The organism is Niallia sp. FSL W8-0177, from assembly GCF_038006285.1.
Taxonomy (GTDB): domain Bacteria; phylum Bacillota; class Bacilli; order Bacillales; family Cytobacillaceae; genus Niallia; species Niallia circulans_A.
On record NZ_JBBOUX010000001.1, the window covers coordinates 3943323 to 3969437 of the forward strand.

The following is a 26115-nucleotide window of genomic DNA, read 5'->3' on the forward strand; positions in this document are numbered from 1 at the left end:
ACGCTGGCTGATTACATATTTTTTCTAGTGGGAGCAGACCAAATCCGCTATAACTCTTAGGAAAAATAAATAAAAAACCGCTCGCCTTTGATTTATTCAGAGGGAACGGCTATGGATATTCCTATAGAACTTGTATGTTTAAACAGTGGTTGTAGATAAATTGTTAATAAGTTCTTGAACTGATTTATACTCATAACCAAGATCTTTTGCTACTGGAGCAGAGGTGATTTTTCCAGCAAAAGTATTTACACCTTGTTTAATAGCGTAATTCGTTTCAATTGCCGCTACTGCGCCTAGATTAGCAATTTGAAGTGCATATGGCATTGTTACATTTGTTAAGGCAATCGTAGATGTTCTCGGAACAGCACCAGGCATATTTGCTACAGCATAATGCACAACTCCATGCTTCACATAGGTAGGATTATCATGGGTAGTGATATGATCTACTGTTTCAAAAATCCCGCCTTGATCAATTGCCACATCCACAATAACAGAACCTGGAGCCATCTTCTTCACCATCGCTTCTGTTACTAGCTTCGGTGCCTTTGCACCTGGAATTAATACAGCACCAATCACCAAATCTGCATTCACCACAGCTTCTTCAATGTTTACTGGGTTAGAAATAACAGTACTTAGGCTTGCACCAAATTGATTATCTAACTCTCTTAATCTTTCTGGATTTAAGTCTAACAGCGTTACATTCGCCCCTAAGCCAATGGCAATTTTCGCTGCATTCATTCCCACAACTCCACCGCCAATGATGGTTACATTCCCTTTTTTGACACCAGGGACACCTGCTAATAAGATTCCCTTTCCTCCATGAGGCTTTTCTAAGAACTGAGCACCAATTTGAACAGCCATTCTTCCTGCAACCTCACTCATTGGTGTCAATAATGGTAATTTACCATTTACTTCAATTGTTTCATAAGCGATTCCAGTCACACCATTCTCTGTTAACGCCTTTGCTAGTTCCTGTTCTGCCGCTAAATGTAAGTACGTAAATAAAATAAGTCCTTTACGGAAATATTGGTATTCTGAAGCGAGCGGTTCTTTTACTTTTATAATCATTTCTGCTGTATTCCATACTCGAGCAGCTGAGTCGATTATCTGCGCACCCGCCGCCGTATATTCTTCATCTGTAAAGCCACTGCCGATTCCTGCATTTTGTTCTACTAAAATTTCGTGACCGCCATTCTTTAAATAAGACACACCGGAAGGAGTAATTGCGACCCTATTTTCATTGTTTTTAATTTCCTTTGGGATACCAATAATCATGAGAATTCCCCCTTGTGATAAAAATTAACATTAATTGTTAGTTGTGTTAATATTATAATAGGACGAATTCAGAAAATTATCTTTGTTAAAATTAATGAAACAAAAATCGCTCATTTGTGAAAAAACACAAAGGGAAAAGAGGAAAGGTTTCTAATCCTATTTCTATTCTTTCTGCCAATGCATTAATTTTAAATCTAAGTAGATCATAAATTTTTGACTAGGAACCGACAAATCCACTTCCATGATTTCTACCATCCGCTTTAAACGATAAGTAAGCGTATTAGGATGGATGTGCAAACGCGCAGCTGTCTTTTGAATATTTTCACTTTCATCTAAGTAAGCCTCTAGTGTTGCTAATAATTCTGTATGATGGGTTGAATCATATTTTTTTAGATTTCGAATGGCAACATTTTCCGATCCATCTTGTCTTCGTTTTTCTAAAAGGATATCTAAAAACTGATAGATACCTAACTCTTGGTAGTGAACGAATGCCCCTGCTTCCTGAGGGAATTTCTCACGTACCTCTAAAACAGTCCTCGCTTCTCTGAAACTCTTTGGTATATCTCGATGCTGTTTGTAAATCCCTCCAAAGGAACCCCTTACTTCTTTAATAGAAAATCTTTCTTCTAGGTTTTGTTGAAAACTTTTAATGAATTTTTTATAACAAGCAATAGAGTCCCCGTTATCCTCAAGGGGAGTTGCCAAAATAATTAATTCGTTATCTTCAATAGTGGAGAAAGAAATTTTTACATCTTGGGATACCTTCAATAGATAGAGGATATGCTTTTCTATTTCCTTTGTAATCATTTTAGAAAACGGAAAAATCATCACCGTAAAGCAAGCTGCTGCAGACATTCCCATTTCCTTTAATTTTTCGTCTATATCTGTCTCTTTCACATACCCAGTTAACATTCTCCAAAAAAATTCTTGATTGTCCTGTAAAGTAGGAGTTTTGCTTGTAGCAAAGCGTGACAATAAATGACGCGCTACTGATGCCGCGTTCTCTAAAAACCCCATCTTTTCTTCTGTTAGAGAGGTACCCATTTCAATGGCCCAAATATATCCGATTACCTCCTCCCCTCTCCAAATGGAAACTGCCACCCGATTTCCAAGGCCGATTTCCCTTTTCTCTTTAATTCGAATTGGCTTTTTACTTTGAAGAAGCTGCGGAATCACCCCATCCTTCCATAAACGATTGATTACCCTCTCCGGAACCCTGCGGCTAATTATGGTAGAGATTCTGACCATATCCGTTTCTTCGTCATGACTGCTGTATACTAGCACACGATGATGAGGATCCTCCAACGTAATCGGACATCCTAATAATTCACTAACATGATCTACAAAACTTTCAAGGGAATCATACATATCCCTTCTAAACGGGTTTCGCGGCTCAGCTGTCATCCATCTACTCCTCTCCAAAACGCTTACTAAAATCGTTCAATCTTGTTATATCTTTATTTTATCTCGTTTATAACGCTTTCAACAATAAGAATCTTTAGAAGATTATATTCTTTCGGCCAAAACGGTATCACTTCTCGTTTGCTTGTTCTCGCCAGTAAAACCTAAGATGGGTTGGTTCCCTTTTACCTTTTCTTCAACAAAAAACCTTTCAAAAGAATTTACTCCTTTGAAAGGTCTGTCACGCAGGATTAAATCAGCCGTTTTTTAGGCTTGCTTCCATTAATATCCTTGTTTCTTTTATCCTTTGCATATTATAGGATGATTCCTGCATTAATGTCTCATCTATATAAGCAGGATGGGTCATTACTTCAATGCTTGTTCCAGGTTTCACACGCTCTCCTAATTTTTCAAAATAATTCTCTGTAATTCCCTCACCATAGAAATCATCAAGAAAAACATCTGTTAATGTTGGAATATCCGTAAAATGAGTGCCTCCATTTCTTACAGGTAATTTATATTTTTCCGAAAGCTTTTTAATTACCGGATAAAATTCTTTTATTCCATGCATATGATGATGACTATCTAAATGGGAAGGGGCAAGGCCGGCATTTAAGCACTTTTCAATTTGTGCGGTCCATTCTCTTTCTAAATCATCTAAGCTTATAGATTCTGGATCGCCATATACAAAAGGCTGCTTTTTAAAATTACCAGACTCATCTACAAGTGTTGGAACATCATGTAAAAGTGGCCTTCCCCATGTTAATACAAGATGGACACCAACTTTTAAAGAAGGTGTCTCCTTTGCTAAAGTGATGGCATGCTTTGTTGCTGTTGCATTCATCATCATGGTTGCGGAAGTAACAATTCCCTTAAGATGGGAATCAACAATTCCATAATTAACTCCTCGGCTAAAACCAAAATCATCTGCATTAATGATTATTTTTGTCATGGATTCGTCTCCTTTTAAAGCTAGTCACATTCAGCATAACTCCGCTTTTTACATACGAATATTTTCCTTTTCCGTGAAAAACTGTGGTAAATATTCCTTATGTGCTTCAAGCATCTCATCTAGGATCAGTTTAGCAATTCGATCGCTTGGGACAAGGGGATTAATGGTCATAGCAAGCAATGCCTTATCATAGTCACCGGAAATAGCTGCTTCTATCGCTACCCTTTCAAAGGACTTGATTTGGGTTACTAATCCTTGAACTGCTACTGGAAGTTCTCCCACTGTTATTGGCTTGGGACCATCCTTTGTAATTATACAGCTTACTTCTACCGCTGATTCATATGGAATTCCTGTAATGGCACCATGATTAGCAGTATTCACCGCTTGAATATCACATTTATCTGTATAAATGGAGCAAATTAAACGTACAGCAGCGTCACTATAGTAAGCTCCTCCGCGCTTTTCTAACTGAGGAGGCTTAATCGCTAATTCTGGATCTTTATATAATTCAAACAAACCCTCTTCTAACTTCTGTACAACCTCTGCTCGCGTTTCCCCCTTTTCTGCTTCCTTTAATTCCTGAGCGAGCACATCTCCTGTTTTATAATAATAGTTGTGATAAGGGCAAGGAAATAAATTCAATCCTCTTAAAAACGAAGGTTCCCAGCCCATCGCGTGAATATTTTGCATCGTAATAGCCTTTTTCGGATCTGTGATTAACTTAATGACCTGTTCCTTTACACTTTTACCATCTATATAAACGTCTAGCCCGTAAACCATATGATTTAACCCTGCAAAATCAATTCTCACTCTGGCAGGATCAACTGCTAGTAAATCAGCAACCCCCCGTTCCATCCCGATTGGCACATTACACAAGCCAGCAACTTTTGTGATACGACTGTGGCGAAGAACTGCTTCTGTTACCATTCCAGCTGGATTTGTAAAATTTATGAGCCAGGCATTCGGACAAAGCTCCTCCATTTCTTTCGCTATTTCCAAAATAACCGGAATAGTTCGAAAAGCTTTAAATACCCCCCCAGGTCCATTTGTTTCCTGTCCGATGACTCCATACTTCAAAGGGATTTTTTCATCAAGTGCTCTTGCAGCGAGCTGACCGACTCGTAATTGTGTTGTAACAAAATCCGCTCCCTCCAGAGCCTTTTTTCGATCCAGCGTAAGGAAAATATCAATAGAAACTCCCGCTTTCTTTACCATTCTACGCGCAAGCTCCCCAACAATTTCTAACTTTTCCTTTCCTTCCTCAATATCTACCAGCCAAATTTCTTTAACTGGTAACTCGTTATGATATTTAATAAAGCCTTCTATTAGTTCCGGTGTATAGCTTGAGCCACCTCCAATAGTTACAATTTTTAAACCGCGACTCATTCTACCGACCCCTTTCTCGTTGTCTGTTGCATACACTCCTGCCGTAAATCAATTATTTCAACCGCAAGATCCTTCAATGTCATTGCATTCATTAAGTGATCCTGTGCATGAATAAGAATAATCGGAATCATAAATTGATCTCCGCCGGCTTCAAGATGGAGTAATTTGGTCTGGATTTTATGAGCCTCCGATAGTTCTGCTTCCGACTCTGTTATCTTCTTTTTGGCTTCAGCAAAATCCTTTTTTTTCGCGTCTTGAATTGCTTCCATCGCAAAGCTTCTCGCATTTCCACTATGTAATATCAGCTGAAAGGAGAGTTGGTATAATTCTTCCTTATTCATGTTTGCACCCTTCTTCCTTTAGAGACTAACTGAATCCGAATCTTTCGTAAGCTCTGTTTTATTTTTGGAATCAATTTTTACTTGTGCATAAACAAATGGTAAATAAACAACTGTTGATATCACTAAATTTAATGCTGCCAAACCAGCTCCCCAAAAGCTTCCCCCCGTCGCTAAGTACCCGCCAATTATCGGTGGTGTAACCCATGGAATCTTAGCCGTTACCGGTGGAACGATGCCATACTGCACAGCAAGATAAGAAATGACAGTTGTAATAACTGGCCCAATTACAAATGGAATAAACCAAATAGGGTTTAAGACGATTGGCAAACCAAAAAGGATTGGTTCATTAATTTGGAATACCCCAGGCGCCCCACCAAGACCAATCATTTGTTTATACCGTTTTCTCCCTGCAATTATCATCGCAATAATTAATCCTAAAGTAGCACCTGATCCGCCCAAGTAAACAAATGCATCTAGGAAGGATCCAGCTAATATATGATATTCTCCTAATGCTTGAATTCCTGATTGCGCTAAATCAATGTTTTCTGCTCCTGTTTTTTCAAATAATGGTGTCGTAATCCCACCTAATATGTTTGGACCATGAAGTCCAACCATCCAGAATAAATGCACTAATAAAACAATTAATACTGCAAATGGAAGAGAATCAACTGCATTTGTTAATGGAGAGACAATAACCGTATTTAACCAATCATTTAGAACTTTTCCATCTGTTATCATTCTGAAGATAACGCCAAACACGCCAACTAGAAAAATAGTTCCCATACCTGGTACTAATTTTGCAAAGGATTTAGAAACAGCTGGCGGTACTCCATCTGGCATTTTGATGATTAAAGCCTTGATTTTCGATAAACGCAAGAAAATTTCTGTGGCGATTATCGCTACGATAATAGCAGTAAAAAGGGCAGTGGCATTGAAGTAATTGACAGATACTAGCCCCCAGACTCCACCTGCAACTGTTTCAGTAGCAGCTTCATCTATTGGTAACGTGACACTTGCTGTTTGGGGCAAAAGTAAAAAGAAACATGCAGCAGAAATAAGCATTGCTTCAAACCCTTCATCCCCATAGGATCTAGCTAATTTATAGGAAATCCCAAAGACTGCAAATACAGAAAGAAAAGCAAATGTTCCAAACCATATGTCCCCACCCAAAGTCGACCAGTTAGCTCCGAATATTGCTTCCATCATTTTTCCATAAGGGGGAATAATTTGACCTAGATTATTAAAAAGTACAGCAAATGAACCTACAATGGTAATAGCAATCATTCCAATTAACGTATCCCTGATAGCAAGCAAATGTCTTTGATTACCAAGCTTTAATGCAAAAGGCATAATATATTTTTCAATAAATCCCATCATCTCTTTATTCCCCCTTTATTAAAGCTGTGGCATGTTCTAACACTTTTTCACCATTACATAATCCATAGTCCTGTGGATTAATTGTTGCAACTGGAATTCCTCTTTGGTCGCCGGCCTTTTTTACTTGTGGTAATAGAAATCGTACTTGAGGACCTAACAAAATAACATCAGCTTTCTCTATCTCGTTGTTCACTTCTGAGGCTGCTATTGCCCAAATCTTGCAGTCTATCCCTTGGTTTCTGGCACTTTGCTCCATCTTTGAAACTAATAAACTTGTAGACATTCCGGCTGAACAACATAGTAAAATATTCACTATTCCATCCCCTTTTAATTGATAGATTATTCCGATATTTCATTCTAAAAAATGTTTCCTTTCGTACGTCTTTTTATCAGCCACCCTTCTTCGGAAAGTAGTAATATCTTATATTCATATTGTAATAACAAATATGACATATTTCAATAACAAATTTATTTGTTACTACAAATTTGTTATTTATTTGCTTATTAGGAATAGAAAAGATATTCTATATTTAGGGACAATATGGAGGGAAACGATTGTGGAAGAAATGAACAAAGATGCTGCGCTACACTCGATTGTAAAAGAGTCCATTATCGACATGATTAAAAGCGGCGAATATCAACCAAATACTAAATTACCAACCGAAGCTGAATTTTGTAACACATTCGGTGTCAGCAGAACAACGATTCGCACAGCCCTTCAACAACTAACAGTTGAGGGCTATGTTTATCGAGTACAAGGAAAAGGTACCTTTGTAGCCGAAAATAAAATCAAACAATCTTTAACTAGTACAGTAGAGCAATTCTCTGAACAAATTACTTTGCAAGGGAAAGCCCCTTCTATCAAGGTGCTTCAGCTGAAGGTTATTGAAGCGACCGATTTTCTAGCTAAGCAATTCAACCAAAATATAGGGGATCCCGTTAACTGCTTAGAACGCATGCGTTATGTAAATGATGCTCCACTACAATATGAAATCTCTTATCTGCCTTGGCACAAGGCACCAGGATTAGATAGCGCTGCTTGCGAAAAATCTTTATACAAGATGTTGGAAACGAAGTATAATATTAAAATCCGCAAAACAATAGAGCACTTAGAAATAGTTTTAGCAGATGACACTATTTCTAAGAAATTGGAAATTCCTGCAGGATCCCCTTGCTTTCTACTTGAAACCTTTGCTTATGCAGAAGATGAAACTGCCATTGAATACTCCAAAACTATTTTCCGAGGAGACAGAGCACACTTTGTTATTGAGCGGAATTATTGAAGAAGGCAATCAAAAGGATATTTGTAATAACAAATATCCTTTTTTGTTCCAACTGTTTTTCCTCTATTCTCTTCATTCTAACTTCTCTTTCCTAGCCTTCTCCCTCGCCTAGTTTTCCACAATAAATCCACAGAACATCTTTTCTCCTACTAAATATCACCTGATTCCTACTTGGTTTTCCACAAATACAATAAAAATCACCTGCGTTATCCACATACCATCCACAAAATTAGTATATTTATCCACAAAAAGACCGGTTATCCCATAAGCATGTTCTAACCGGTCCTTCATCTATTATGCTGCTAATTTTGAGTTAACATTTGAATTGATTTTATTTTTACTAAACGACTTACTAAGATGACACCAATGATGGATCCTGCAAAACTGCTAACAGCAAAGGATGGCAAATAAAAGAGAGCACCCGTTTTTGTCCCTAAGAAAAACGATGCATATGGTACTGCCACTAAGGAGGCGATGACGCCTGTTCCAATAAATTCACCTAAAGCTGCAAAGATTGGCTTAGCTGTTTTATGAAATAGATAGCCTGCCAAAAGTGCGCCAATCATACTTCCTGGAAATGCTAATAAGGATCCCGTTCCTAATAGGTTTCTTAACAAGGAAGTAGCAAAAGCGATGATAACTGCTGGAACCGGTCCAAGTATTGCTCCCGCTATTACATTTAAAGCATGCTGAACAGGATATGCCTTGGCAATACCTGCCGGAAACCATACTAAGGTTGAGCCATATGTCCCAATTGCCGTAAACATGGCCATAATCACCAATAATTTAATTCTTTTCATCGTAATTATTTCCTCCACTCAAAATAGTTTTAAGCATGGAGACTAAGCAAACCTTCTATTGACTCGTAGACCCATAAGGCTTACAGGGCAATTACACGACAGCTTTTTACAAACTAAAAAAGCCAGATCTAAATAGACCTGACTGCTAAAGTCAAAAGAAATAGAGTGAATCCGCTACTTCCCTACGCTGGTATGATCCAGATCAGGTCGTTAGGGTTAAAAAACGAATTTGTTTTTCTCTCAGCCACCAACTGGCACCCCTAGTAGTCCATATATGCTTATACCTTCATTTTAACTTATTTCATTTAGGACGCAAAGAATTATTCTCATTGTTTCTTGGACAATTTATCCACAAACTGCATATCGATTAATTCTTCGTATTTATAGCCTTCCGTATAGACACCCGTTTTCTCGACAACATCCATTGGTTTTGCAACAGCTTCCTCTGAGATGTAACCGTCCTTGCTCCATAATTCATCAGCATAAGCACGATCCAAGGATGCTTGTAAAATCTCATCCGATGTAGTTGGAAATTCTGCTTTTAACACTTTCATGGCTAGGTCTGGGTCTTCATCCACTTTCTTAAGTCCTTTTAAAACTGCTTTTACAAAGCTCTCCACAACTTTCGGTTCTTTCTCAATCGTAGATTTTTTTACACTGACAACAGAATAAGGGTAGTCTCCCAAACTAGCAAAACTGTAGAATGGCTCTTTCCATGCTCCCTTTTTCATTCCTTCTGTGATTTGCGGTTCTCCACCATTAGCAATATCCGCATTTCCGGATTCTACAAGAGAAACTACGGCACTGGCATCAGCTGGTTCTTCTAACTTTACATCTTTTTCCGGATCTAATCCTAGCTCCATTAACAGCCATCTAGTTAAAAGATTCGGACTACCACCATAACGCCCAGCTGCAATAACTTTCCCTTTTAAGTAATTTGCCAGCTCTTCATCGTTTGTACTATCAATCGTTTCATCTGAGTTTCCCATCAAATAAACATTAGCACGGTTAACGACGTTTACTACTGACTGAATCGGATCAGAACTTCCTAAATTGGCCATTTGCACAGAATCTGGTCCGCCCATAACGCCCCAGGCATCACCGCTAACAACAGACGTAACATGTGCTCCTCCGGTTGCCGTAATCACTTCTACTTCCAATCCCTCTTCTTTAAAATAACCTTCTTCTATGGCAACATACAGTGGAAGATAGCCGATCAAATGAACTGGCTCTGAAATAACAATCTTCCGCAACCCATCCTTCGTTCCCTTTTCTTCTTTTGATGAACATCCTGCAAGGATTAAGACAAAACTAAAACACATAAGTAGAAAAAGCCTCCACTTTTTCAAGGTAAAGCCCCCTTTTTCATATATGAATAGAATGGGAAATTTAGTAGTAGATAAGAAAATGAAGATGAACCAGAAGTATATTGCGGATAATGGAAATACATATTCTATTTCATATATATGGAACATTTTTTCTCTTTATGTTCTTTTCAAGGGGGAAAATATTCTATTCCACATTTCTTCCTCGCAAAAGAAGCCTTTCTATCCATACTGTAGCAAAGTACATTACAATCGAAAGAATAGACAGCACAGCTACGCCCACCCAAACAAGATTGATATTCATAATTTGTCCTGCATATAGAATCATTCTGCCAATCCCTTGTCTAGAGCTAATAAATTCGCCAACGATCGTACCTGCCAAAGCTAAAGCAATGTTTATTTTTAAACTACTCACAATCCATGGCATTGTAGTCGGTACCACCACCTTTGTGAAGACATGCCATCTCTTTGCGCCAAGGGAATACATCAATTTTTCCAAATCTTTATCAACTGCCTTTACGCCGCTATATGCTGCAAGAGCTGTTGTAATGATGGTCATCATAAAAGCAAGAACTACCTTGGAGCTAAAGCCTATTCCTAATAAAATAACAAGGACAGGAGCAAGAGCCAGTTTCGGCACTGCATTAAAGGCAATTAAATATGGTTCAGATATACGAGAATAATAATACGACCACCAGAAGGAAAGACCTAATAAAGCGCCAAAAAAGGTACCTAATCCAAAGCCAAAGATAGTGGCTCCTGATGTGTATAATAGATCACTCCATAAAGTTCCTTCCGTCCAAGCTACATAACCAGTTTTCCAAATAGTAAACGGACTGCTCCAATAATACGAATCAATTATTTTCCACTTAGAAAGCAGCTCCCACGCAAGAAGAAAAATAAGTCCAAAGCTCCATTGTCCAATGCGGGTGAATTTCTTTCTTCTTTTGGCAATGGCCTCATCATCCTCTATATAAAGAACTTTCGTTTTATCCTGTGATTCCATATCTCCATTCCTCCCTCCCTATTCTTTTTCTTCTGTTGATTTTAGTGCTTGTAGTACATATTCTTTTAACTGAATAAATTTAGAGTCTAGCAGTGTTTGTTCATTTCTTGGTCTTGGTAATTGGATCGATACCTTCTCCTTAATGGTGCCTGGTCTCGGCGTCAAAATATATATCTCATCTGATAAAAAAATAGCTTCATCTATATCATGGGTGATAAACAAAATAGTTTTCTTAAAATCTCCCCATATTTGTAAAAGCCATTCCTGCATAAATAAGCGTGTTTGTGCATCTAAAGCACCAAAAGGTTCATCCAGTAAAATAACATCTTGATCATAAAGCAATGTTCGCAACAAAGCTGCACGCTGCCTCATTCCTCCAGAAAGTTCTTCCGGAAAATGTTTTTCAAAGCCTTCCAATCCATATCTCTCTAGTAAAGGCAGTGCTCTTTGGATCGCCTCCTTTTTAGGAACACCCTTTACCTCCAATCCTAAAATCACATTATGAAGAATATTTCTCCACGGAAGGAGCAAGTCTTTTTGAAGCATATAGCCAACATGCCCACTCTTTCCAACAATGTCCCTTCCGTCTAACAAGACATGGCCTGTTGATGGTTTTATTAATCCTGCAATTATATTGAATAGCGTTGATTTTCCACATCCACTTGGACCGATAATACTGACAAATTTCCCTTCTGGAATCTGCAAATTTGTATCCTTTAATGCGAAAAACTCCTTGCCATTTTTTCGAAAAACCTTACTACTGTCCTTAACCTCTAATTTATACAATTACAGCCCTCCGTTCTAAAATATTCATATTTTTAAGGTGTTTTTTATAGACCAATTCTCGTGCCTGTTATACTCAACTGAATTATCGTTCACTTCACATGGTCTCGTGTAGAGAAAAAAAGTGATCAACAGCCTTTAAAACTCCCTATTGTCAATGAATATGCCATGCTTCTAAATTTACTCTTGCTATACTATATGTAAAATTAGGCGAATGGGTAATTATTATAGAAAAAAGTTCATTCGAATAAATGAAGGCTTTACAGGAGACTATTCCGAAATCAATATTCTGAAAATTTTCGCAACTACAACTTATCCACAGCATTTCTATGTTAAAATGAACTTATATTTTTACAAGAACTGGAGTCCTGTACATGTTAGAAAAAATCAATGCTTTTCTTGGGAAGTGGATGCCCCTTTTAACCCCGATTAGTGTCCTAATTGGGGTATTGCTATCAGATATCCTTCATCATGTCTCTTTCTTAGTTCCATGGATTTTTGCAGTGATGACTTTTATAGGGAGCTTGACATCTAACTTAAAATCAGTGAAATATACAATCACCCATCCGTTTTCTTTGCTTTTAACACTGGCTATTCTACATATTCTTACTCCTTTGTGGGCATTTTGGATTGGTCACTTATTTTTCCAAAATGACCCTTACACGATTACAGGGCTAACATTAGCTGTTGTTATTCCAACTGGAATCACGAGTGTTATCTGGGTTAGCCTCTATAAAGGAAACATTGCACTTACTCTTGCGATTATCTTGCTCGACACCTTACTGTCTCCGTTCCTTGTTCCATTAAGTATGAACCTTTTTGTAGGAGAAACGGTACAGCTTGAGGTTTGGGGGATGATGAAGGGGTTGCTTGGAATGATTGTTCTGCCATCTATTTTCGGTATGGTGATCAATCAGTTTTCAGTGGAAAAGGCGAAAAAGTGGAATCACACACTATCCGCTTTTTCTAAAATTGGGTTAGCACTAGTTGTTAGTATTAATAGTTCTGTAGTAGCCCCTTACTTACGAAATATTGATAAAAAGTTTCTCCAAGTAGCGCTTACTGTTTTTGTAATAGCATTATCTGGATACTTTTTTGCGTGGATATTAGGAGTAGTTACCAAACGAAGCAAAGAAGAAACAATAGCAATGATCTATTCTGGCGGGATGAGAAATATTAGTGCTGGAGCAGTTCTCGCTGTGAGCTTTTTCCCTCCAGCAGTAGCAGTTCCCGTTGTGATTGGCATGCTATTCCAACAAATTCTAGCAGCTTTATATGGGTACTTCATTAAATTAGTCTATGAAAAGCCTGTAATAGGGAAAATAAAGGAAGGGAAAATTTCTTAATTCATTTGAAAATTAAGAGGTTTTAAGTATTCTAATCGAGGATAATCCCAAACGACTGATAGAAAATGCTACTAATATTTTCCTTATCAATCGTTTGGTTTTTTATTAGTTTGTGAGTATTACCCGCAGACTAAAATCCATTTCACTTTCTAAGCTGCTGACTTTCGGTCTCCTCAACTTAGCCTTTGAGGTCTTGACTTCTTCTGCTCGCTAATCCTATAAAAATCTATGTGTCTGCTTCGTGTTAATTTTTATGATTTTTTCTCTATAATCATGGCACACATTTCTATCATCTCACTTGCCATAATCTTTAATGTTTCGGTTGTGAGCATTTGATCTTCTGCATGCATGAGAATAAGGGAGAATGGCAGTTGTTCTCCAGCAGCTTCTCTTTGGATAAGAGAAGCATGGACTTTATGAATTTCATTGTAAAATTGAACACCTTCTTCTATTTTTTGCTTCGCTTCGTCCATTTTTCCATTTCTTGCAATCTGAATAGCTTCTACATAACAACTTCTTGCTTCTCCAGCGAATGAAATAATCTGAAAAGCTGCTGTCTGCATTTCCTCTAAAGTATTCAATTTCACCACCCCTATTCTCTTCGTCAATTTTTAGCTAATGATAATGCATGATCTAGTATTTTCTCTCCATTAGCTGTACCGTATAATCTTGTATCAATGACATCCACTGGAATTCCAAATGGTTTCGCAGCACTTTCTGCCGCCTGTTTCATAAATCGTACTTGTGGCCCTAGAAGAATGGCCATTACCCCTTCGCTTGAAGTTGCTAATTCATCAGCAATTGCTCCTTCTGGAATGGCATAAACATCAATTTCTTCGCCTCTTGCCTTAATAGCTGCCTTCATTTTTGATACTACAATGGAAGTAGACATACCTGCTGCACAAGCTAATATTATTCTTTTCATTCTTCATTCCTCCTATTATTTAATAAAATCATCATTTTTTACGGTGATTTCTCGAGATTTAATGATTTCCTTATACCAATAAGCTGACTTTTTCATTTTTCGGTTTCGATTTTCTTCTAAATTAATTTCAACTAGTCCATATCTATTTTTAAAAGCATTCATCGGCGAAACATTGTCCGTAAATGCCCAGAGCATATATCCTTTACAGTTTGCACCTTGTTCGACTGCCTTTAATAACCATTTAAGATGTTCGCTAATAAACTCAATGCGATAATCATCTTGGATTACTTCACTTTCGTCTTTATACTTAAACTCATTTTCCACACCCATTCCATTCTCGGCTACAAACCACTCAATATTGCCATAATCCTCTTTCAAGCGAGTTGCCATATCAAACATAATCTGCGGATAGATTTCCCAGCCTCGGAATGGATTCATTTTCTTACCTGGCATATCGAACATTTCATAATAATAAGCCGGATGAAAAGGGGTATTTTCGTTCCATGCCGTTGTCCTTGCCTTTACACGATGAGGATAATATAAGTTAATCCCCACATAATCAACGGTATTATTTCTTATTACCGTTAAATCCTCTTCTGTATGTTCAAATAAAATATCGTGTTTGTGTAAAAGATCCATTAATTCTGCTGGATATTCTCCTTTAATCGAGGGATCTAGAAATACTCGATTAAAAAACAAATCATAAATGCGGGCAGCATCTTGGTCATGCGGAGCCGAAGATCTCGCATATGTTACCTCTGGGTTTAAAACAACCCCGATTTTAGCTCCTGTTCCATGCAGCTGCTTTTCTTTAAACAAGGCAACAACCTTAGCAGTAGCAAGTGCTTTATGATAATTCCACTGCATCCACTTTTGGGTATTTTGCTCAAATGGATAACGTATTGCATCTAAATATACACGGGTCTGCACAACAATTGGTTCATTAAAAGTAAACCAGTGCTTCACTTTACGACCGTAACGCTCGAATACTTTTTCTGCATATTTGACGAATAAGTCCACAACATGTCTATCGTTCCAACCGCCATATTTTTCAAAAAGAGCAGCCGGTAATTCATAATGCTCTAAGCAAATCATTGGCTCTACACCTTTATCTATCAGCTCATTAATAACATTATCGACATATCGAGCATACTCCTCGTCTACCACTGCGTTTTCATAATCCACCAAGAAACGGGACCAATTGATCGATGTCCGGTAATGCGTTAACCCAATTTCCTGCATTATGCTGATATCTTCTTTATATCGATGGTAAAAGTCTGTAGCGATTCCTGGTCCATAGCCATTGTGCCAAACATTTTTATTATTTTTATACCAGATATCCATATAGGAATCTTGTGAATCCTTCTTTCCAGCCCATCCTTCCGTTTGCCACGCAGATGATGCTGCTCCTAAAATAAAATGATCTGGAATAGTAACTTTCATTTGTTCCATTATTTTTTCCTCCTTACCCTTCACAAGTAGCTGTTAACTGCATTGCCTAATGATCCATCATAGACCACCTCACAAGTATTGGTCGGATAGGAGAAAAGAGGAATCATCCCCTCTTTCCTATACGATCCGATTGTCAGATTTATCTCCCCCTCCCTTTCCCTATTAAATTACTCTTCTTCCGGAACAGCAGGAGCCTTATTGGCAATCAATACAAATGGCAAGTAAATTAGAACAGATACGACAATACAAATGATCTGGGTAATAACCGCTCCAATACTTCCGGCCGTAGATAGGTATGCATTAATAATAGGCGGAGTCGTCCATGGAACCATAACAACAGCCTTAGCAGCAAAGCCAGTTACTGTAGCAATATAACCGATTGTCCCTGTAATCAGCGGGGTAATAATAAAGGGAATCGCCATAACCGGATTTAACATGACTGGTAATCCAAAGATAACTGGCTCGTTTATATTGAACACACCTGGTCCTGCGGAAAGTTTTGCAATACTTCTCATTTCTTCTCGTTTAGATACCATAAAGATCGCTATTAATAAACCAATGGTTACTCCTGAACCACCAATATTCATATACACGTCCCAAAACGGCATTGTGATAATATTAGGAATTTCCTTTCCCTCTTGGAATGCCGTCATATTAACAGTAATAGATGCCAGCAGCAGTGGTTCTCTTATCGGTTTTACCATTTGATTTCCATGAATACCAATCACCCAGAAAAATTGGGCGACAAACATAAGAATCAAAATCCCTGGCAGTCCTTGCATGACACTTTCTAAAGGTCTTTGTACAATGTTATATACTGCTTCATATAAATAAATCCCTGTAACTTTGAAAAAAAGAAATCCAAAAGTAGCAACAATCGTTACAGTTAAAATAGAAGGAATTAGTGCTGAAAACGAAGTCGCAACATTTGACGGAACACTATCAGGCATCTTAATTTGCAGCTTATCTACTTTCGATAACTTGCAATAAATTTCAACCGATACAATGGCGATAATCATTCCGAGGAATAAACTTTTTGGGTCAGAAAACTGCCTGGCTAAAACATCAACCACTAATTGACTCTTCTCATTAACAAGCAGTTCTAGCGTTGTTGGAACGACAGAAACATAGGACATTAATGCTAATATTCCAGGGAATAACGACTGATGGCCATTGATCCGTCCGAGCTCTATCCCAATAAGAAAAACGGCCCCAATTGTAAGGAAGTTCAAGGTAGCATATTGGATCGCTTTCATAATTGGCTGGTAATCAGCCAAAAAGGCAAATGCTTTAAAATGGGCTAAACCACTCTCTGTTCCCATCACCATATTCGCGATTAAAACGGCAAATGCTCCTGTTATAATGACAGGCATTAACGTCACAAAAGCTTTTTTTATGGCCATAATATATTTCTGATTTGTTATTTTGTAAGCAACATTTCCAAGGGTCTCGGTAGCTTTGTCTTTAAAACTCATTGATTAACCTCCATTCCTAATTTAAATGGAAATGATATGATTCATTTCTTGTTTTCCATTCTATTGGATAAGCGCTTACATTTACATGCACTTATTTTCCACGTTAAACTGGAAATGGCTGACTCAAAAAAAGGAACTCTAATCCGGAGTTCCTTCCCTTCTATAAATTCCTATTGGCCAATAGCTAAAATACATTCTTTGAATTCGTCAAAGGACTTTACCTTTAATAGCTGATTCACCATATAGGCATTTCCTGATATTTTGACTAGCAGCTGATATAGCTTTTGAATATCTTTCTTGTACTTTTTTTGGACACTTAATAAGAAAATAAGCTGCACTTTATTTTCGCCCCATTGAATTGGTTTTTTTAACGTGCAAATAGATAAAAAAGTACTGTCAGTGATTGGTTTTAGAGGATGAGGAATGGCTATGGAGTTTCCATAGCTTGTTGGAGCAATCTCTTCTCGTTCCATGATTAACTCAAAGAAATGATCTGGCGCAATCCCCTTCTGTATAATTTCTCTTGCTAAAAACGCCAATACTTCCTCCTTCGTTTGATACTCTTGTTGAAAAAATCCAAGGTCAGGATAAAAATATTGTAAGGTAGTTTCAACTCTATCCACAACCATATGCTCTAATTTACTAATGTCTTCCTCTCTTAAAATAGTATGTACATCAATAACAGGTATGGTTAATTCCCTGTTAATAGGAATGGTACTAACAATGAAGTCTAATGTACTTAGATCATAATTATCAATGGTAAACATATTAGCAGTTCCTACAATTTCAAGTTTATTGCCAAAGGTGGACTGAAGCTTATGATACAGTAATTGAGCACTTGCCACCCCAGTAGCACAGACAATCAAGCATCTTTTTACACTGCCTTTTGCTTTCTTTCGCTCGAGCGCTGCGCCAATATGTAATGCCAAATAGCCTATTTCATCTTCATTAATGTCCATCCTCTTATGTTTGCTTAAGTATTTCCCCATAATAACAGCAGCGTCAAAGGACATTTGATAATTTTTCTTGATTTCAGCAAGAAGAGGATTCTTTATAGTTAAATCATATTTATATCTATTGATAGCCGGCTTTAAGTGCAGACATAACCCGTAGATTAATTCTTCATCATAGGCTATTTCTAGATCCAATTCTTGCTCCACTTCTTGGAGCATCGCTTTTGTTAATGCTAGAATATCTTCCTCAATCATTTCTAACATATTCTCTCTGCTATCAGACTGGTAAACTACCATTTTCGCACCTAATAAATGGATGGTTATATAGGCTATTTCAGATTCAGGAAAAGTAACATATAACGTTTTTTCTAGAAAAAAGACAATCTGTTTGGCAATCGCAAATTCTCTCTTTTCTTTAAGAGGCTCCATTTCCTTTAAAGGCATGGAAACATAATTATCATTTTGTATGCGAATACAGGCAATCGCAATATGTGTTGCTAAATTATTTACGCCAATATCTGATAAAAAAATAGACGCCTTTTCGGCTTGTTCGATAATAATTTTTCTTATTTCTTCTAGTTTTTTATTTGGAAGTATCCAATCTGTTTCATCTTGGTCAAACACATATGCCGCAAGACAATAACGCAGCTTAGCTTCTTGTCCCATGATTTTTAAACCATAGTTTGGCTTCTTATCTAAATTTAAATTAAAGTCTTTTAATAATCTTCTTACTTCTTTCAGATCATTTTTAATAGAGGATTCACTTACAAAAAGCTCCTCAGCAAACTGTTCAATTTTCAAGTATTCTTCCGCCAATAATAGACGTTTTAGAATATAGTCGACTCTTTCCTCAGGTTCCGTTGGAAGGGGTGTACTTACGTTATTTTCATTCATTATTTTTGTTAAAAATGGTTTAAAATAATGATAATTTCCTATAACTAATTCATACCCCTTCCCTCTTGTCAGTACTATTTCTGCTCCATTATCTTTTAATGTATCGATCAATGCCTTCATATCACTTCTAATTGTTCGCGTGGTTACATCCAGGGCATTTGCTAAGTAATCACTGGAAAGCGGAGACTTTGACTGCATAAGCTGATGCAGTATCTTTTGTTGTCTTATTGGTAACAATTTCACTCACTCCTTTTAACCAATTCCCTTCTATGTTAGTTATATCCATCATATCTTATCAGGCCTTTTATTAGAAAGCGGTTTCCAAACAAATTATCCGTTATCCATAATGCCAATAATCTGCAGCAGACAGCACCTCGCCTTTTTTCATTCCTGATACGTATGGGTGCCCTTTTACATAATATCGTAATGGTTTTAGCGTCCATTCCTCCTTATTTGGAATCCCAATTCTCGGAGACTCGATTATTTGGGATGGTACTTTCCCATCTACAATCCATAAAGATTCTTCATTTATAAAGACACCATTTAAAGCCTTGGTGATTTCCATTGCTTTTGTTAGCTTCCCAGGTCCATTGCATACATTTATACCATTTGTTTTTCGGTTCTTTTCCATCTCTTCTATTCCTTCAAAAGGTTCAATCGCCCGGATAAGAACAGCCTGAGGATTTCCCTCTTCTTTTGTAACAATGTTTAACATATGGTGGGTATGCATCGTGTAAATATAGATGGTTCCACCTGACTTATACATCGATTCCAATCGAGGCGTGCGTCTGCCTGCATAGCTATGACAAGCCATATCTTCTATCCCAACATAGGCTTCCGTCTCTACAATATAACCACTATACGTATATGCCGGCGTTTTATGAATAAGCTTTTTTCCTAAAAGTAACTGTGCTATTTCTTCTGTTGACTGGTTTATATAATCAATCATTTGTCTCTCTCCTATTATATTTCTTCTAGTATACGTTTCTTTCCCCCAAAAAAGAAAGGATCACCCCTTTATAAAAAGAGATGATCCTTTTCACCTAGTGCTTAACAAGTTCTTTTTGTTTTGCTATAGCTGCCAATCCAGCTTGATTTAATGTATTCCACGGTTTGTTAAAATGCGGTTGGAAGAAGAAATCGATAAATCCTAATTCGTCAATCGTCATTTTAGTTTGAATACATACAGATAATGTATTCATCATTTGCGTAACATCTGCTTTTGAAATTAATTGTGCCCCCAAAATTTCTCTTGTCTCTTGATGGAAAAGTACTTTTAAACGAATTTCATGAAATGTCGGCATAAATTCTGGGCGATCATTATCGATTACTTCTGCCACTTCATAAGGGATATTATTAAATTTAGCCGTAACTTCTGTTAATCCGGTAGATGCCATATTTAAGCCAAAAATATGCAAGCCAGAAGTCCCTTGTGTTCCCATGTATTTCAATGGTCGTCCAGCAATATTATAGCCGACAAGTGTTCCCATTCGAACAGCATTTGTTGCAAGAGGGATATACATTTTTTCTCCAGTTGGATTATAATTAACAGCACAGCTGTCACCTGCTGCATAAATATCTGGATTACTTGACTGCATATATTCATTAATTTTAATAGCACCATTAGGAAGGAGGTCTACTTTACCTTTTAACAGATTTGTGTTTGGTCTAAAGCCCACACATAAGATAACTAAATCTGTTTCATATTCTCCTTTTGTGGTATAAACCTTTGTTACTTTTCCTCGTTCATCACCTGCAAATTTTGTTACAGTTTGTTGTAAAGCTAAGTGAATGTTACGCTCCGCAAATTCTGCCTCAACCACATCTGTAAACTCTTTATCTAAATATTTATTTAGAATTCTGTCCTCACTATCAATTAACGTGACATTTTTTCCATTAAGCGCGAATGCCTCTACTAACTCAACACCAATATATCCCGCTCCAATTACGGTAACATTTCTTACATTCTTAGAACGCTCAATAATTTCATTTGCTTGATTATAGTTTTTAGAAAGCAATATATTATCCAGATTAATTCCTTCAATTGGTGGGATTATTGGCCAAGAGCCTGTAGTCATTACTAACTTATCATATGGATCAATCTTTTCTTTGCCTGTTTGTAAGTCCTTCACATGTACTTGCTTGTTTTCTGTATCAATTTCTAGGACTTCATGCTCCATATGCATCGTTGCGCCAAGCGCTTTTAACTCTTCTGGTGAAGAATAAAATAACTGACTCGCATCTTTGGCAACACCGCCAACATATAAAGCAATTCCACAAGATAAAAAGGAAACATTATTATTTTTTTCATAAACAGTTATATCTATATTTTTATTTACATTTGCTAACGTTTTGACCGCTGCTGTCCCAGCATGTGTACATCCAATTACAACTACTTTCATGTATAAAAACTCCTTTTGTAATAGATTGAATGTGAAACCTTTCACTTAATTAGTGAAAAAAATCACATATATTGTGATAGAATTCACATTCCGTTCACATCTTTATTATACATCGAATATTTCTTAATGCAAGTATTTTGTGATTAAATTCACAAAAGAAAACGCGGAAATTTATTCCAGATTTAAATAGAAAGCAAAACCTCTTATTCAGTCTACCGATAATGCAACAATCTTTCTTTTTTAATGAATTAAAACCCAACCTATAATATTTTCGCTATCATTAGTTGGGTTTGTCTTCGGTTGAAAAACCTCTATTATTTGCCAACTCAAAAACACTTTTTAATGCTTCTACGCCTTATTTTGCACGGTAAGCTCAACTAGCTGATCAATCGATTGGTCTAATGCTTCCTCATATCCCAACGGATCTGATAAAGCACGCCAGCCCTCCTTTCGTATAAAGGATAACGCTTCTTCCATTTCCTTATCCTCTATTCCAAGTTCTGTTAATAAGACTAAGGTACGTTCCAATGCACCAACCATTCTTAGTGGTCCGTAATGAGCAGGCTCTCGATATAGTCCTTTTGCACTTGTAAGAATATAGCCGCTATAATCTCTAACAAGTTCTACTAGCTTCTCATTTTTGCGTGTTTCCATATCTGTCAAAAGAAATTACCTCCTCTTTTTCCCTGTTTTTTTTCTTTCTTGGAGATTCTTTTGAATAGCCTAAACTGATGAGAAGCTCTGGCTCCATCTCATGTGGAAGCTCCAACAATTTCTTAATGGCTTCTTTATGAAAGGATCTAACTGGGCAATTTCCGACACCTAATGAATGGGTAGATAAAAGAATATAGGCAGCGGCTATTCCTAAATTTACAAAACGCAATACTTCTTCCGAATCTTTTCCGCCTTTATGGAGGGCTTCTGCAGGGTTGGAGCACAACACAATAACAGCCTCGGGATCTCCTGATAGACCAGGGGAAAATCTTTTTATACTTTTTATCTGTTCTTCGTTCTGGACTATGAGGAAGTGAGATTCTTGAGCATTGCTCCCTGACGGACTATGTAAAATACTTTGTGCAATTGAATCAACTATTTCTTGAGGTAATCCGCCACGTTCTGCAAATGCGCGTGAACTTCTTCTTGTTTTTATTGCCTCCAGTACATCCAATATCCATTCCTCCTTTAAAAAGAAAAGCCTCTACTTTCTAATACTTTTTTCAAATTTTCTCTTAAACTTGCTGAGGCAGCGATCGTTTCTGGTCTCGTGCATCTTCTAGCAGTATGTTCTCTCCATCCATAGTCCTTTCCCTGCTTTTCTGGTTCTCCAGCTAAGGAGACTCTACGGCCATCGTAGGTTTTACGAGAAATCATCGTATGATCGTATTGTTCTAGCAGCTCGTCAAGATTTTCTATTGTATATTTTTCCTGATGAACCATTACTTTTTCTGGCAATCTCGGCTTTACGCCTCGCCTTGTTCCTTCTTTTTCAAAGCCGATCGATAATCCCGAAACAGCAAATACGCCTGCTGGGAGGCCGAGTTCCTCTGCAACCGCATCAGGATGGTTACGAATGGAACCAACAGGTACACAACCTAACCCTAATGATTCCGAAGCCACTACTGCATTTTGCAGGGCGAGGGTGGCGTCCATTGAGGAAAGAAGAAACATTTCTAGCGTATTGGCTAAAAAAGAATATCCTTGTGATTCTGTCACATATTTCAAACGGTAAATATCTGCACAGAAAACTAGAAACACAGGTGCCTCATGGATAAATGACTGTTCGCCAGAAAGGGTAGCTAACCGTGATCTCCTTTCTTCATCCTTTATTACAATAATGCTATACGCCTGCAAGTTTGAAGAAGTTGGTGCACTTCTAGCTGCAGTTATAATCGTTTGAAGAATATTGGCCGGAATATCTTTCGATTGAAAAGCCCTTACTGATTCATGAGCAGTAAGTACCTCGATCGTTTCATTAAGTAAATGCTCCTCTTTTGATAAGCCTTCTAACTCAATTCTCGTTTCCCTTTTTGTATATTCCCTCACTCATGTCACCACCTTGCTATTTGATCAATACGCCTTTCTCCATCAATAATGCATCATCTATATATACGGTAGGTTGGGTGACAACTCCATCTATATGAACGCCTGCTGAAACTATTCCACCAAACGTGGCATTGCTTCCAAAAGCTACATGAATGGTCCCGTATACTTTTTCATCCTCTAATACCACACCTGTGATCCTTGCCTTATCATTTGTTCCTATCCCAAATTCTGCGAGCATTCTGCCTTCCCCATTGCCTAATATCTTTAATAATTGCTCTCCTTCTTCTCCTTCTGCCTCGACTAGGCGACCTTCTTTTATTGTAAGCTTAAGTGGATTACTTAGCTTTCCTATTCCAGCCACAGAGCCATCCACGACAATTGTGCCAGTTGCAGTTCCTTCTACTGGTGCTATATATGCTTCTCCAGACGGCAGATTACCTGATTCCCCTGGATATAAGTACATCCCCGTACTTGGGATGCCCTTTCTTTCTGTAATATCCAATGCTAAACAATAGCCGTCTTTTTCAATTTTGACATGCTTTCCCTTTGTAAGCTGGTCTGTTATTTCTTCCGTAAGAATTCTCACTTGTTCATAATCTGCAGAAATGGCTCCTTCTAAGAACATATCCTTTGTTATTCCTGGCATTGTCGCAAGCCTTGTTCCTGTCTCTACTGCTTCTTTTCTAGCTTGTGTATGGGTTAAGGAATGCGCCGTTACACAAACAGCCACATCTGCTGCTTTCATGGCCGCTGCGACAGTTGCTGGTGGCTCTTGTCCCGACTTTTCTCTGTCCTGCATAACAATAAACATCGTCTCAGCACGTAACGCTTTGCCAGCTTCATATATGGATTCAGCTATTTCCCTCTTTGCTTCATCTGTGACAACGAGAAATGACTCTCCTTCTTTTATGCCTAAACAGTTAGCAAGAACATTTTTGCTTGTTTCTATCATTTTTTCATTCATTTTACCCTCTCCTATATCATTTCTGATACTAATTTTGCCATGATTGCATTGGAGAGAATGACTGGTTTATTAGCTATTTCGGCTACCATCTCTCTAGCATTCTCTGTATACCCCATACAATCCAACAAAATTATATCTGCTTCCTTCTTTAATTCTTGAGCCGCATTCTTAAAGGTCTCTCTACTCATATTATATGGTGATGCCACACTAAAAATAGGTTTTAATCCTAAGGGGGCATATTTAGGAAGAGACGTCTTTATTTGTTCCTTAAGTGGAACAATTACTCCCAGTCTTCTATTTCCTACTAACGCATTAATGGTGGGGGGAATGATATGATCAGGTTCAATTAAATAAGCTTTCCTTGTTTGCAGCCCTGGAAAAACACCCGTGCACAACAGCAATATTTGGCTTATTCCCATATTCTCTAAATAATAGATTTTCTCCTGTAAAATTGGCTTTATTTTTTCGCGAGACATAACTACCGACTCATTTGTTACTAGTCTAGAGGTTAAAACATAATCGCCTTCTTCAGGATATAGATTTGTCTGAATATAATCTTTCGACATCCCATCTAATACTCCAACTTGGACAAGCTCCGCTTTGTTTACATACTTCTCTACAATTGGAGCAACATCCGTTCTTGGAGCTTGACCAATTGTAATCATTCCAAGTTTTTTCATATAAACAACTCCTTTTTATAAGTCACTCTCTCCTCTACTATAAGGAAAGAAAGGAAGCAATGCTCCCTCTCTGCATTACTTGGTTAAGACTGAGGAGAAGCAGCTTTTCCCATTGTTTGCAGGACTTTCATGGAACCATATAAGGTTGTTATTCTATTAAATTCATCTTTATCATAAAACTCACAAGTACCATTAGCTGTTTCCTTTGCCACCTCTATGGAAAAACGAACTGCATCTGCAATATCCGTTTCATGACTAGCTCCCGTTCCACACCCTGGGACGATTGATTGAGCAGTTATTGCCAAGCCAATAACTGGTGCGTCTGTCGCCACAGATGGCTGCAAAATAGAATTGATATGGTATAAATCATTTCCATATGGCGTTATATCTTGTGAAGTGACAGGGAAGGTGACGGGAAATTTCCCTGTCGTCATTTCCATAATTCTTAGTAAGTCCTCACTAACTCGAAGAATGTAACCTTCTTTTACTGTTGGAGAAAGAGCAATCCCTTTATGATTAATCACTCTATTTCCTTTTGTGGTATCAATTGAAATAATACTGTCCATTTCTGGAATTACTTCATGTTTATTCATTGTTAAAATATCAACTGGAGAATCCATAAAATCAACTGGTTCATGCGGTCTTGTTGGTGCATCTGGGCAAATATGTGTGGATACAATCACATCCCCAGCAAGTACATCTCCCTTTACCTGCATATCTGCTAGTTTCAAAGCAGAAGCAATTGCCGCTACGGCACCATCAGCATCAGAGACTAGCCCAATTCTGCTTGGTCGTGCACCAATGCCCCCTAATCTCCCAATAATCCCCAATGTCGGAACGGTGCCACCAGCAGATTTCCCTTTTGCTCCCGGTATGGTAATCTTAATAAAATCTGTGCTTCCTTTTTCCCCTGTTACTTTTACAACATCTGTTTGTACATTTGGATATTCTTTAAATAAATCGGCAACGGTTTCTCCTGTTACAAATGCATTATCTAACGTTTCTAAAGCTACTAAAGTTTGTTTTAAAACCATTCTATCAATCTCTCCTTT

General features: G+C 37.7%; 26 protein-coding genes and 1 riboswitch. Of the genes, 2 read left to right on the forward strand and 24 right to left on the reverse strand.

Annotated features, from left to right (window positions below):
• Positions 1-138 precede the first annotated feature (138 nt).
• The 7 genes from ald to NST77_RS19225 form a co-directional block, all read right to left on the reverse strand.
• Entirely contained in the window at positions 139-1275 is a 1137-nt protein-coding gene (gene ald, locus NST77_RS19195; protein ID WP_123258516.1) for an alanine dehydrogenase, read from the reverse strand.
• 162 nt (positions 1276-1437) lie between these two features.
• Entirely contained in the window at positions 1438-2679 is a 1242-nt protein-coding gene (locus tag NST77_RS19200; RefSeq protein WP_341123419.1) for a PucR family transcriptional regulator, read from the reverse strand.
• A 253-nt stretch (positions 2680-2932) separates the two neighbouring features.
• A complete protein-coding gene (gene chbG, locus NST77_RS19205; protein ID WP_095329490.1) occupies positions 2933-3628 on the reverse strand; it encodes a chitin disaccharide deacetylase in 696 nt (231 codons plus the stop codon).
• A gap of 48 nt (positions 3629-3676) precedes the next feature.
• Positions 3677-5014 (reverse strand): 6-phospho-beta-glucosidase, encoded by a 1338-nt coding sequence (locus NST77_RS19210; RefSeq protein ID WP_341123420.1) that lies wholly within the window; start codon positions 5012-5014, stop codon positions 3677-3679.
• Positions 5011-5355 carry a PTS lactose/cellobiose transporter subunit IIA gene (locus tag NST77_RS19215; RefSeq protein ID WP_047940829.1) on the reverse strand — a complete coding sequence of 115 codons (345 nt, stop codon included), beginning with the start codon at positions 5353-5355 and terminating at the stop codon, positions 5011-5013. Before NST77_RS19215 ends, NST77_RS19210 begins: the two co-directional genes overlap by 4 nt.
• An 18-nt stretch (positions 5356-5373) precedes the next feature.
• Positions 5374-6732: a PTS sugar transporter subunit IIC gene (locus NST77_RS19220; RefSeq protein WP_095329488.1), complete on the reverse strand. Its 1359-nt coding sequence runs from the start codon at positions 6730-6732 to the stop codon at positions 5374-5376.
• A 4-nt stretch (positions 6733-6736) separates the two neighbouring features.
• Positions 6737-7045 (reverse strand): PTS sugar transporter subunit IIB, encoded by a 309-nt coding sequence (locus NST77_RS19225; protein ID WP_047940831.1) that lies wholly within the window; start codon positions 7043-7045, stop codon positions 6737-6739.
• A gap of 253 nt (positions 7046-7298) precedes the next feature.
• Here NST77_RS19225 and NST77_RS19230 point away from each other — a divergent pair, with 253 nt between their 5' ends.
• The gene (locus tag NST77_RS19230; protein ID WP_163185174.1) at positions 7299-8015 is read left to right on the forward strand and encodes a UTRA domain-containing protein; all 717 of its coding nucleotides are present in this window, start codon (positions 7299-7301) and stop codon (positions 8013-8015) included.
• 302 nt (positions 8016-8317) lie between these two features.
• Here the strand turns inward: NST77_RS19230 and thiW are convergent, their stop codons facing one another.
• From thiW to NST77_RS19250, 4 genes are all read right to left on the reverse strand, one after another.
• Positions 8318-8815, reverse strand: a complete 498-nt coding sequence (gene thiW, locus NST77_RS19235; RefSeq protein WP_047940833.1) for an energy coupling factor transporter S component ThiW — start codon at positions 8813-8815, stop codon at positions 8318-8320.
• A 162-nt stretch (positions 8816-8977) separates the two neighbouring features.
• Positions 8978-9087: riboswitch (TPP riboswitch) on the reverse strand.
• Positions 9088-9141: 54 nt separating this feature from the next.
• On the reverse strand, positions 9142-10137 hold the full coding sequence (locus NST77_RS19240) for an ABC transporter substrate-binding protein (protein WP_235973207.1): 996 nt from the start codon (positions 10135-10137) through the stop codon (positions 9142-9144).
• Between the two features lie 190 nt (positions 10138-10327).
• Entirely contained in the window at positions 10328-11146 is an 819-nt protein-coding gene (locus NST77_RS19245) for an ABC transporter permease (protein ID WP_095329486.1), read from the reverse strand.
• 18 nt (positions 11147-11164) lie between these two features.
• Positions 11165-11932, reverse strand: a complete 768-nt coding sequence (locus tag NST77_RS19250; protein ID WP_095329485.1) for an ABC transporter ATP-binding protein — start codon at positions 11930-11932, stop codon at positions 11165-11167.
• Positions 11933-12303: 371 nt separating this feature from the next.
• On the opposite strand from NST77_RS19250, the gene NST77_RS19255 reads away from it, so the two are divergent.
• The gene (locus tag NST77_RS19255; RefSeq protein WP_123260261.1) at positions 12304-13275 is read left to right on the forward strand and encodes a bile acid:sodium symporter family protein; all 972 of its coding nucleotides are present in this window, start codon (positions 12304-12306) and stop codon (positions 13273-13275) included.
• A 251-nt stretch (positions 13276-13526) separates the two neighbouring features.
• Here the strand turns inward: NST77_RS19255 and NST77_RS19260 are convergent, their stop codons facing one another.
• The 13 genes from NST77_RS19260 to NST77_RS19320 form a co-directional block, all read right to left on the reverse strand.
• On the reverse strand, positions 13527-13862 hold the full coding sequence (locus NST77_RS19260) for a PTS lactose/cellobiose transporter subunit IIA (RefSeq protein ID WP_249879551.1): 336 nt from the start codon (positions 13860-13862) through the stop codon (positions 13527-13529).
• A 17-nt stretch (positions 13863-13879) separates the two neighbouring features.
• Positions 13880-14200, reverse strand: a complete 321-nt coding sequence (locus tag NST77_RS19265) for a PTS sugar transporter subunit IIB (RefSeq protein WP_123258521.1) — start codon at positions 14198-14200, stop codon at positions 13880-13882.
• A gap of 15 nt (positions 14201-14215) precedes the next feature.
• Positions 14216-15652 carry a glycoside hydrolase family 1 protein gene (locus NST77_RS19270; protein WP_095329481.1) on the reverse strand — a complete coding sequence of 479 codons (1437 nt, stop codon included), beginning with the start codon at positions 15650-15652 and terminating at the stop codon, positions 14216-14218.
• Positions 15653-15819: 167 nt separating this feature from the next.
• The gene (locus NST77_RS19275; RefSeq protein ID WP_172859482.1) at positions 15820-17127 is read right to left on the reverse strand and encodes a PTS sugar transporter subunit IIC; all 1308 of its coding nucleotides are present in this window, start codon (positions 17125-17127) and stop codon (positions 15820-15822) included.
• 170 nt (positions 17128-17297) lie between these two features.
• A complete protein-coding gene (locus NST77_RS19280) occupies positions 17298-19211 on the reverse strand; it encodes a BglG family transcription antiterminator (protein ID WP_123258522.1) in 1914 nt (637 codons plus the stop codon).
• 100 nt (positions 19212-19311) lie between these two features.
• Positions 19312-19920: a DNA-3-methyladenine glycosylase gene (locus tag NST77_RS19285; RefSeq protein ID WP_204259824.1), complete on the reverse strand. Its 609-nt coding sequence runs from the start codon at positions 19918-19920 to the stop codon at positions 19312-19314.
• A 97-nt stretch (positions 19921-20017) separates the two neighbouring features.
• On the reverse strand, positions 20018-21376 hold the full coding sequence (locus NST77_RS19290; RefSeq protein WP_095329477.1) for an FAD-dependent oxidoreductase: 1359 nt from the start codon (positions 21374-21376) through the stop codon (positions 20018-20020).
• Between the two features lie 348 nt (positions 21377-21724).
• A complete protein-coding gene (locus NST77_RS19295) occupies positions 21725-22030 on the reverse strand; it encodes a DUF6092 family protein (protein WP_095329520.1) in 306 nt (101 codons plus the stop codon).
• Positions 22011-22544, reverse strand: coding sequence for a nitroreductase family protein (locus tag NST77_RS19300; protein WP_163185122.1), 534 nt, complete (start codon positions 22542-22544; stop codon positions 22011-22013). The genes NST77_RS19295 and NST77_RS19300 overlap by 20 nt, the downstream gene beginning before the upstream one ends.
• A gap of 14 nt (positions 22545-22558) precedes the next feature.
• Positions 22559-23419 (reverse strand): NADPH-dependent oxidoreductase, encoded by an 861-nt coding sequence (locus tag NST77_RS19305; RefSeq protein ID WP_123258524.1) that lies wholly within the window; start codon positions 23417-23419, stop codon positions 22559-22561.
• Between the two features lie 16 nt (positions 23420-23435).
• Entirely contained in the window at positions 23436-24383 is a 948-nt protein-coding gene (locus tag NST77_RS19310) for an aminopeptidase (protein WP_095329474.1), read from the reverse strand.
• Between the two features lie 11 nt (positions 24384-24394).
• The gene (locus NST77_RS19315; protein ID WP_163185119.1) at positions 24395-25063 is read right to left on the reverse strand and encodes an AroM family protein; all 669 of its coding nucleotides are present in this window, start codon (positions 25061-25063) and stop codon (positions 24395-24397) included.
• Between the two features lie 83 nt (positions 25064-25146).
• Positions 25147-26097, reverse strand: a complete 951-nt coding sequence (locus NST77_RS19320; RefSeq protein WP_163185116.1) for a DUF1177 domain-containing protein — start codon at positions 26095-26097, stop codon at positions 25147-25149.
• Between the last annotated feature and the right edge of the window lie 18 nt (positions 26098-26115).

What these genes read in the sequence shown, in the direction of transcription:
- ald (WP_123258516.1), bottom strand. Translation starts at nt 1,275, where the DNA reads ATGATTATTGGTATCCCAAAGGAAATTAAAAACAATGAAAATAGGGTC.
- NST77_RS19275 (WP_172859482.1), bottom strand. Translation starts at nt 17,127, where the DNA reads ATGAGTTTTAAAGACAAAGCTACCGAGACCCTTGGAAATGTTGCTTAC.
- NST77_RS19215 (WP_047940829.1), bottom strand. Translation starts at nt 5,355, where the DNA reads ATGAATAAGGAAGAATTATACCAACTCTCCTTTCAGCTGATATTACAT.
- NST77_RS19245 (WP_095329486.1), bottom strand. Translation starts at nt 11,146, where the DNA reads ATGGAATCACAGGATAAAACGAAAGTTCTTTATATAGAGGATGATGAG.
- NST77_RS19210 (WP_341123420.1), bottom strand. Translation starts at nt 5,014, where the DNA reads ATGAGTCGCGGTTTAAAAATTGTAACTATTGGAGGTGGCTCAAGCTAT.
- NST77_RS19200 (WP_341123419.1), bottom strand. Translation starts at nt 2,679, where the DNA reads ATGACAGCTGAGCCGCGAAACCCGTTTAGAAGGGATATGTATGATTCC.
- NST77_RS19320 (WP_163185116.1), bottom strand. Translation starts at nt 26,097, where the DNA reads ATGGTTTTAAAACAAACTTTAGTAGCTTTAGAAACGTTAGATAATGCA.
- NST77_RS19290 (WP_095329477.1), bottom strand. Translation starts at nt 21,376, where the DNA reads ATGAAAGTAGTTGTAATTGGATGTACACATGCTGGGACAGCAGCGGTC.
- NST77_RS19230 (WP_163185174.1), top strand. Translation starts at nt 7,299, where the DNA reads ATGAACAAAGATGCTGCGCTACACTCGATTGTAAAAGAGTCCATTATC.
- NST77_RS19295 (WP_095329520.1), bottom strand. Translation starts at nt 22,030, where the DNA reads ATGGAAACACGCAAAAATGAGAAGCTAGTAGAACTTGTTAGAGATTAT.
- NST77_RS19315 (WP_163185119.1), bottom strand. Translation starts at nt 25,063, where the DNA reads ATGAAAAAACTTGGAATGATTACAATTGGTCAAGCTCCAAGAACGGAT.
- chbG (WP_095329490.1), bottom strand. Translation starts at nt 3,628, where the DNA reads ATGACAAAAATAATCATTAATGCAGATGATTTTGGTTTTAGCCGAGGA.
- NST77_RS19310 (WP_095329474.1), bottom strand. Translation starts at nt 24,383, where the DNA reads ATGAATGAAAAAATGATAGAAACAAGCAAAAATGTTCTTGCTAACTGT.
- NST77_RS19265 (WP_123258521.1), bottom strand. Translation starts at nt 14,200, where the DNA reads ATGAAAAGAATAATATTAGCTTGTGCAGCAGGTATGTCTACTTCCATT.
- NST77_RS19270 (WP_095329481.1), bottom strand. Translation starts at nt 15,652, where the DNA reads ATGGAACAAATGAAAGTTACTATTCCAGATCATTTTATTTTAGGAGCA.
- NST77_RS19255 (WP_123260261.1), top strand. Translation starts at nt 12,304, where the DNA reads ATGTTAGAAAAAATCAATGCTTTTCTTGGGAAGTGGATGCCCCTTTTA.
- NST77_RS19240 (WP_235973207.1), bottom strand. Translation starts at nt 10,137, where the DNA reads ATGTGTTTTAGTTTTGTCTTAATCCTTGCAGGATGTTCATCAAAAGAA.
- NST77_RS19220 (WP_095329488.1), bottom strand. Translation starts at nt 6,732, where the DNA reads ATGATGGGATTTATTGAAAAATATATTATGCCTTTTGCATTAAAGCTT.
- thiW (WP_047940833.1), bottom strand. Translation starts at nt 8,815, where the DNA reads ATGAAAAGAATTAAATTATTGGTGATTATGGCCATGTTTACGGCAATT.